Annotated in this window: 10 protein-coding genes; 9 read left to right on the top strand and 1 reads right to left on the bottom strand. The window is 36.3% G+C overall.

Annotated features, from left to right (window positions below):
• The 9 genes from L6N96_03645 to L6N96_03605 form a co-directional block, all read left to right on the top strand.
• Positions 1-280 (top strand): hypothetical protein (locus L6N96_03645; GenBank protein MCP8323252.1); only part of this gene is annotated, 280 nt, incomplete at its 5' end.
• A 179-nt stretch (positions 281-459) separates the two neighbouring features.
• Entirely contained in the window at positions 460-1455 is a 996-nt protein-coding gene (locus tag L6N96_03640) for an NAD(+)/NADH kinase (GenBank protein MCP8323251.1), read from the top strand.
• A gap of 271 nt (positions 1456-1726) precedes the next feature.
• Entirely contained in the window at positions 1727-2677 is a 951-nt protein-coding gene (locus L6N96_03635; GenBank protein MCP8323250.1) for a hypothetical protein, read from the top strand.
• A gap of 89 nt (positions 2678-2766) precedes the next feature.
• Entirely contained in the window at positions 2767-3150 is a 384-nt protein-coding gene (gene albA / locus L6N96_03630; GenBank protein MCP8323249.1) for a DNA-binding protein Alba, read from the top strand.
• Between the two features lie 145 nt (positions 3151-3295).
• Positions 3296-4459 (top strand): radical SAM protein, encoded by a 1164-nt coding sequence (locus tag L6N96_03625; protein ID MCP8323248.1) that lies wholly within the window; start codon positions 3296-3298, stop codon positions 4457-4459.
• Positions 4460-4519: 60 nt separating this feature from the next.
• Positions 4520-5731, top strand: a complete 1212-nt coding sequence (locus L6N96_03620) for an ArgE/DapE family deacylase (protein ID MCP8323247.1) — start codon at positions 4520-4522, stop codon at positions 5729-5731.
• Positions 5732-5961: 230 nt separating this feature from the next.
• Positions 5962-6621 carry a DUF47 family protein gene (locus L6N96_03615; protein ID MCP8323246.1) on the top strand — a complete coding sequence of 220 codons (660 nt, stop codon included), beginning with the start codon at positions 5962-5964 and terminating at the stop codon, positions 6619-6621.
• An 11-nt stretch (positions 6622-6632) separates the two neighbouring features.
• Entirely contained in the window at positions 6633-7199 is a 567-nt protein-coding gene (gene endA / locus L6N96_03610) for a tRNA-intron lyase (GenBank protein MCP8323245.1), read from the top strand.
• Positions 7200-7267: 68 nt separating this feature from the next.
• On the top strand, positions 7268-7558 hold the full coding sequence (locus L6N96_03605; protein ID MCP8323244.1) for a hypothetical protein: 291 nt from the start codon (positions 7268-7270) through the stop codon (positions 7556-7558).
• 158 nt (positions 7559-7716) lie between these two features.
• Here the strand turns inward: L6N96_03605 and L6N96_03600 are convergent.
• The coding region (locus L6N96_03600; protein MCP8323243.1) for an SHOCT domain-containing protein at positions 7717-8030 on the bottom strand (314 nt) is incomplete at its 5' end.

The following is an 8030-nucleotide window of genomic DNA, read 5'->3' as shown; positions in this document are numbered from 1 at the left end:
CATCTCAAGGCAGAAGCTTTCGGATTATTTGAAAGAATTATGCAATGAAGGACTTGTTGATAAGACAATAGACAAGACAGCCTTAATGCTGAGACAGGTATGGAGAGTATATCCTATTTACATCGTGTCAGAAAGAAGAAAGAAACGGATTGAAGAAATTAAAAAAAGAAAGAGGATATACGAATTTGTGGATTCTGCAAGCCCTGAAAAAATAAGAATTTTGGATGAAGCAATTAGAAAAGTGGAAGAAGAAAAAGATATAGGCAGATCGAAGTCTTGAATCACGCCTTAAAACAAGCGATCATTTTGGAACTCCGAGCAAGTACAAAAGCGGTATATCGAACAGTACAGGGTGGTAGCCCAGGGGAGATCGTTTAGATTAAGTCATTATCCTTTTTGATAAAATACAAAAATAAAGAAGTATAAGTTTATAATTAAATGGAATTTGCTGTTTAGTAGATGAAAGTTATAGTCTATACAAAAGTCTTAGAAGGTGCAATTAATCAGATTAAAAAAGCACTTGACGAATACAAAGTTCAATATAGACTAGTTCACGATATATTACCTAAAGACTTAGAGAAATCAGAACTTGTAATTGTTGTCGGTGGGGATAAAGATGTATTGCAGACTTTTCATAGAATAGGTAAGTTAAATGTACCTCTAATGGGCGTCAACGATTCTAATGAAGGTAGTTTTCTTACAGAAGTTGTTATCCAAGACTTTCAAGAAGCCTTTGAAAAAGTAATAGACGGTAAGTATTGGATAGAAGAGGCTGCAAGGTTGAATGTGATCGTGGATGGTAAACAGCTACCACCAACCTTAAATGAAGTTGCCATCTTTTCATCAAAAAGTGCAACTCTTATTGAATATGTGTTAACCGTTGACAAAGAGCTAGTTTGGAGGGATTATAGCGATGGTGTTATTATTTCTACTCCAACAGGTTCCACTGCATATTCTATGTCAGCCGGGGGACCCATGGTTCTTCATAACGCCGAAGTATTTGCAATAGTTTCTGTGAATTCTCTTGATGTAACCCGACGCCCTTTGATAATCTCAAATGAATCCTGTATAAAGGTCAGTGAGATAAGCAGTAGTCACAGATGTGAGGTGATAGTCGATGGAACCTATAGGGTTAGAGCAAAGGAGAGTGTCGAAGTCTACAAGTTCCCTGAACCTGCAAGGTTCCTAAGACCGTCAGAAAGCTCTAAAGCTATGGAGAAGATGGCCAAAAAGATCAGGCTTGCTGAAGATTTATTTAAAATGCCTCCCAGTGCCAAACTTATCTTAAAAACATTGGAGTATGAGGGATCATTGACTCAGAGAGACCTTGTTAAGAGGACCATGCTCCCTGACAGGACTACAAGATTGGCACTCTCCCTTCTTATAGAGAAGGGATTGGTTAGAAGAAAATCCACGCTCCGCGATGCTAGAAAAAAGGTGTATCATGTTGTGTAATTTCAATAACATAAATAAATTGATGATAGAACTCGTAACAAGCAAGAAAGTCGGTATCTTGATAGACATAAGATGAAAACAAAACACAATAGATAGAGTTTTAACATCATGAATTCACTTGATAGATGACGTGACAATTAAGAGAGAAAAAATATTATACTTAATGAAAAATATTAAGCCTGTTTCTTTCCGTAACCAGTCGGAAAGCGGGGCTTTGGAACCTGAGAGTAGGTTAAACTCTTAAAGTCTCCAAAAGTGAGGTAATTAAATCATGTATGATGAAGAAGAAGCTCGTCCGAGATTGACAAACATCTTAAGAGCATTGCCTGTCTTATTGATAATATTTGGCATAATCTTTGCTGTACTATTTTTCTTTACAATGTTCGTGAATGTTCCAGTCGGTCATTCTGTTGTATTGGTGGACCCTTTGACAAAGAACGTCTCTGATCCTATTCTTGGACCTACGTGGGCTGTTAAGGCTCCTTGGGTTACTGCTGTAGATATCTATTATGCTGTTGATTCTTTGGGAATGTGGGGCACAGGGGAAGATCCGTTTGCTGATTATCCCGGTGTTAAAAGTTTCAGTAAAGACCAGCTTGAAATGGACTTGGATATAATGATTAGGTGGAGACTAGATCCGGATCAAATTCGTGAATTGTATCTAAACTACCCCAGTCTCAATTGGAAAGAAAGAACCATAGTCTCAATAGTTCGCCAGACAATAAGATTCATAAGTAAAGACTACGCTGCAATTGAGACAATAGAACAAAGGGACCTGATCGCTCAGGTTATGCAAGACGCAGTCTTACAAAAACTAAATGAGGAAAAAAGTTTGGGGAACTCAATAACTGGATTCGAATTTGAACTAAGAAACATCGGGTTACCTGACAAATACACTACCGCCATAGAAGCAAAACTCGTTGCAGAGCAAGAGAAAATACAAGCAGAATTTGAAAAGGATAGGATACTAGTCCTTGCAAATGCAACGGCTCAACAAGCAATAATAGAAGCAGAAGGACTTTCAGAAGCAAAGATTATAATTGCTGAAGGTACTAGAGAAGCTATAAGTATGATCATTGAATCGGCTGGTATAACGTCTTCAGAGGAAATTGCTCAACTCTATTTATGGGTTGAAGCAGTGCGAGAAATTTCATCAGATATAGATGTTCTCATAATAACAACTGGTGAAGACGGTGTTCCATTATTATATCAGATACCATGAAGAGAGTTCTGCTAATAATTTCATGACAGCTTGATAATTAAAATTAAGTTTAAATATGACTCTCTCTTCTTTTTCTCGGCGAATCGAATATGTCAAGTAATAACTCCAGTGACGCTCCGAGTGATTCACCAGCAGAACCTGAAACAACAGAAAAAACATCTCCTGAAACACCAGCTGCTCAAGAGAGAGTGCCTGAGAGAAGGGCTCCCTCAAATCACATATACGTTGGAAAGAAACCTGTTATGAGCTATGCTATGTCGGCTTTGATCCAACTCACACACAGTGATGAAATAATCGTGAAGGCTCGAGGGATGGCCATTTCTAGGGCTGTTGATGTGGCAGAAATCGTTACTAAACGACTAGGTAACGAAGCTTTTGCGATCAAAAACATAACCATAGATACAGAAGAATTAGGTATGGGTGAGGATATGAGGAACGTCTCTACAATCGAAATAATTGTAGGTAAGAAGTAGAAGTAGTTCACCAACAAATATAATGGACTCACACAAATACAGTGGGTCCTATTTATGGTTAGTAACTATTGCAACTCAAGTAATTTATAACCTATTATAAAATTACTTGAGAATATTTTTCAATAGGAAAATCAAATAATTTATAATGTGCCCAAATACCGACTTTACCAATAAAGATCAAGTTTGTAGAATATGTAACAAATCTTCCCGATTTGTATCAAAGGCAATAAAAATCTGTCGATCTTGTATACAAGAAAGTCCTAATGAAGCAGTAAAAATCTCCTTGAGTGACCATGAGACTATTAGAAAGTCTTTTGGCTTACCTGGGAAAATACCCAAATCACCATCAGGAATACCATGTAATTTATGTGCTAATGAATGCAGAATTGGGTTAGGCGAATTGAGTTACTGCGGTCTTAGAAAGAATGTATCAGGAAAGTTGATAAGTAACGCAACTCCAAATAAGGGACTATATAATGCTTATCTAGATTCTCATGTTACCAATTGTTGTGCTTCATGGTTCTGTCCAGGTGGAACTACATCAGGATATCCAAATTTTACAGCTTGTGATGGCCCTGAAATAGGCTATTATAATCTCGCGGTATTCTTTTATGGGTGCAACTTTGATTGCGCATTCTGCCAAAACTCATCCCACAAAGATGTCGATTTAGCACCTTCTCATGGTATCGATGACCTTGTTGAACGCACACTACATAATACTAAAATTACATGTTGGTGCTTTTTTGGAGGTTCTCCAGAGCCTCAACTTCCTTTTGCACTTCGAGCTTCAAAGAGAATTCTTGAACTCTTACCAGAGGGGAGAATTCTTCGCATATGCTTCGAATGGAATGGCTGTGGTCATCCAAATTTGGTTAGAAAAGCAGCTGAAATTGCATTTAAAAGTGGCGGCAACATCAAGTTCGATCTAAAATGCTTCGATGAAAATATGAGTTATGCACTAAGCGGTGTATCCAATAAAAAAGCTTATCAGAATTTTGAGATGATAGCTCGAGAATTCAGTATATTAAGAGATGATCCACCTGTCCTTACAGCCACCACTCTGATGGTCCCAGGATATGTAGATGCAGATGAAGTTGAGGATATAGCGAATTTTATATCAAGTCTAGATGAAAAAATTCCCTACAGTCTTTTGGTATTCCACCCAGATTATTTAATGAAGGATTTGCCAATAACTCCATTAAAGCAAGCTTTGAGTAGTTATAAAGCAGCCAAGAAGCATTTAGAACGTGTAAATGTCGGAAATCTACATTTATTGGGACGAGGTCTAAAGGAATTTATATCTCAATAGAATTTTGACTTTTTAATGTTTATGAAAAAATTATCATATTTATCGGATGAAGTAGAATCTTTGAAGAAAGAGCTCTTAAAGCTTGCTTCGTCTTTAATTAGAACAAGGAGCGAGAACCCTCCAGGGGATACATCAGATATAGCTAATCTTGTTGAGGATTATCTTAAAGATATAGGGTTGAACACTAAACGTATCGAGCCGATAGAAGGGCATGTAAATATTATAGCTGAAATAGGGAGTGGTGATTGTGAGCTGATACTTTGTGGACATATCGATACAGTACCTATAGGAGATTTAGATAGATGGACCTTTGATCCATTTTCAGGCAAAGTAACCGAGGGGCGTATTTTAGGCAGAGGTGCCACTGACATGAAAGGAGGGGTAGCTGGTATTCTTACAGCTGTAAAAGCTATCTCCAAGTTTGAGAAAAAATTGAATAAAAAGATCATCATAGCATTATTTTGTGATGAAGAGACAGGAGGGCAGTATGGTTCACGTTGGGTGGTACAAAATCGATTGATTGAAGGAAAAATGATGATCATAGGAGAAAGTTCGACGTACCATAAAATAGGCCATGTCATTGTAGCTGGAGAAAGAGGAGTTTTATGGTCAAAAGTAAGATTTTCTGGTACCCCCCATCATGGAAGCAGACCTATGCTTGGAGATAATTCGATAATTCATGCAGTCAAAACCCTCTCAAAATTGAAAGGTTCTATATTGGATAAAGTTAACACACCTTACAATGCTAAGGAACTTGTGAAATGGGGTAAAAAGACCCTTATGGAAAGTTATAAGGATAAAAAGCATTTGAAGCCTCATTATGCAATGGATCATTATACATTGAATGTCGGTATGATTAAGGGAGGGGAAAAAGTCAACATCGTAGCAGATAATTGTGAATTAGAACTTGATTTAAGAATACCATTAGGAGGGAGTAGAGCTGAAGCAGAAAAAATTATTGAAAGGATAGTTGGTGAAGGTGAGATCGATTATATTAATTATGCTCCACCTTCTTTCACCCCACTGGGAAGTAATCTTATCAGAGTGTTACGAAAAGTAAGCCGATCGATTTTTAAAGAAAAAACACCAACTACATGTATGACTGCTACAACCGATGCGCATTATCTTAGATCTACCTTGAAGATTCCAGTAGTTTCTTATGGACCCGGCTATGAAGAAGCGTGCCATGTTTATGATGAACGTGTTGATGTCTCTGATGTATTAGGATGCGCAAAGGTTTATGCTCAAACAGCTTTTATTATTTCGTCTTAAAGTATATTGAATTAGATTATTAGAATGTAAAAATACACCGATTATAGGGTACTACAGACTTCAAGAAAGAGCTTATAATTCAAGAAATATATATCTATAACATAATGTTATTTTTTATTACAAATTATCGAATTACTTATCTTTTTTTAATATATTTGTATGTTAAAAATAACTAATTTTTGAACTTTTAACCTTAGTAAGATTAATCTAGGATGAAGGTTATATAATTAATGTCCATGTTTAGCGGCGAGGCAGAGGTATTAGTAAGACGAAAAACATTAGTCATTCTTCAAGATGAAGTAAAATTAATTGTGGATGCAGCTAGGGCGCTTTCCACAATCTATTCTGCTTTATTGAATAATGACACCGAGACTTTAAATGAAGCTGTTAAAAGTATTGAAAACGCTGAGATAGAAGTTGAAGCCATAAGAAGGACTCTTACAAGAGAATTGGCCGAGATAGGGACAATGATTATGAGTCGTGAAGACGTTCTAAGGGTGGCATATGCTATAGAGAGTGTAGTGCAGTTTATAAGTGGAGCTGCTTTTAGAGCTTCACAGATAAGCGGTAAAGTAATGCAAGATCATAATTTATCCGACGAAATCAAGGATTTGATCGATATGGCAATTGAAATTGTACAAAAGCTTGGCGAAGTAGTGCGATCATTAATAATAAATCCAAACCAATCTATTGAATTAGTTAGTAACGTAGGAAAATTAGAGCGTCAGATCGATAATAAATACAGGGAAATATCTACTAGAATATTGAATAGGGTCAATTCTATCAAAGATTTGATTGTCCTCATGGATATGATTGAGAGGATTGAAGATATGTCTGATGAGTGTTTAAGAGCTTCAGACTCTATTACAATTCTTGCTTTGAGTTTATAAGTGATCATGGAATGCCAAAGGCATTAAAGAAGCCTTTAGGAGAGTTATTAGAAAATAGGATAGTTATATGGGACCTTGATGAGTCTAGGGAGCTCTTTAATGAAGGTTTCTATGGCAAACCTATAGGGATATCAAAACCCAAGGGAATTGATTTTGACGCTCCTTTGATCTTAGATCTGATAGAAGGATACTATCTACTAAAAATTGGTAAAATATCAGTCTATAAAAGTGGTAAGAAAAGAAAGGTCTCTTTAAAAAATATTGAAAAAATCTGTAATAAAGAGTATGTGGACTTCGAACAGAAGTTTTTTGTTTATAAGAAATTAAGAGAAGCTAATTATGTAGTAACGCCTGGAATAAAGTTTGGATGTGATTTTGCAGTTTACGAACATGGACCAGGTATAGACCATGCCCCCTACCTTGTTCAAGTTGTGAAGCCAGATGAAGACATTACGGCAACGAGCATAGTTTTATCAGGAAGACTGGCCACAACTGTTAGAAAGCAGTTCATTTTGGCTGTTGTTGAAGTTGATCAGGATAAGGTAAATTTCCTATCTTTCGATTGGTGGAGGGCATAATTGTTACCTTATAAAAGCGAAAAATTTTAATTTTTGATATAAATATATTATATATGTGGGCGTAGGAGATGTTAACAACAAAAGCCTGTTCTCCTGCATGTGCATTTTTTAGATGTGGTCGCCGAGCATTACAGATAAAAAAATCAAAGCCTTGGTGTAGTTTTGCTAACGACTATTGTGATGTTAAGCGTTGTGCATATATTCAATGTATAAGAGGTAAGCTGATCTCAGGCAATATGTGTGGGTTAACTGTTAAAAGATTGACTGTAGATAGATTAAGACCAGAGGATTTCGATATCGATATTGAACTCAAAGGGAAGTTGGCAAAACGTCTAGGTAGAGACAAAGATATTGTGTAAATGATTAAATTAAATTAAATTAAATTAAAAAGTATAGTTAACTATAATAGAAAAATTAAAAACAGGCTTGAGCTTGAACTCTTTATAATCTTCAATCTCATTCATATATAATTTAAACAAAGTCACGTTTAAATTATATTTTAAAATACCATCATTGGTTAGATCTTAGCGAGCAAAATTTTCTTTTTTTCTTCGAATTCTACATCTGTAATTATGCCTGCATCCCTTAATTCTGCCAATTTCTTTATTTCATCTGCTATACTGACTGCCTGTACAGGTGCTTGTGGTGTTTTTGCTTTTTTCATACCTTCCCTGATAATCGCAATGAGTAGTTCTCCTTTAGATTTAGGAATAGCGTCTATTGAACCTTCTTCTCCTCTACCCCACGCTAGTAGACCCGTACTTCTTCCCAATCTTGTCAATTCACTTAGTCCAGGGCATCTTATCACAAGAGTGCAACTCATCAAACCCT

This window comes from Candidatus Methylarchaceae archaeon HK02M2, assembly GCA_024256165.1.
Lineage (GTDB): Archaea > Thermoproteota > Nitrososphaeria > Nitrososphaerales > JACAEJ01 > HK02M2.
The sequence above is the reverse complement of the archived record's forward strand: the minus strand, read 5'-3'. Positions and strand labels throughout refer to the sequence as shown.

Excerpts from the sequence above, each read along its gene's own strand:
- endA (MCP8323245.1), top strand. The coding sequence starts at position 6,633 with ATGCCAAAGGCATTAAAGAAGCCTTTAGGAGAGTTATTAGAAAATAGG.
- albA (MCP8323249.1), top strand. The coding sequence starts at position 2,767 with ATGTCAAGTAATAACTCCAGTGACGCTCCGAGTGATTCACCAGCAGAA.
- L6N96_03625 (MCP8323248.1), top strand. The coding sequence starts at position 3,296 with ATGTGCCCAAATACCGACTTTACCAATAAAGATCAAGTTTGTAGAATA.
- L6N96_03615 (MCP8323246.1), top strand. The coding sequence starts at position 5,962 with ATGTCCATGTTTAGCGGCGAGGCAGAGGTATTAGTAAGACGAAAAACA.
- L6N96_03640 (MCP8323251.1), top strand. The coding sequence starts at position 460 with ATGAAAGTTATAGTCTATACAAAAGTCTTAGAAGGTGCAATTAATCAG.
- L6N96_03605 (MCP8323244.1), top strand. The coding sequence starts at position 7,268 with ATGTTAACAACAAAAGCCTGTTCTCCTGCATGTGCATTTTTTAGATGT.
- L6N96_03635 (MCP8323250.1), top strand. The coding sequence starts at position 1,727 with ATGTATGATGAAGAAGAAGCTCGTCCGAGATTGACAAACATCTTAAGA.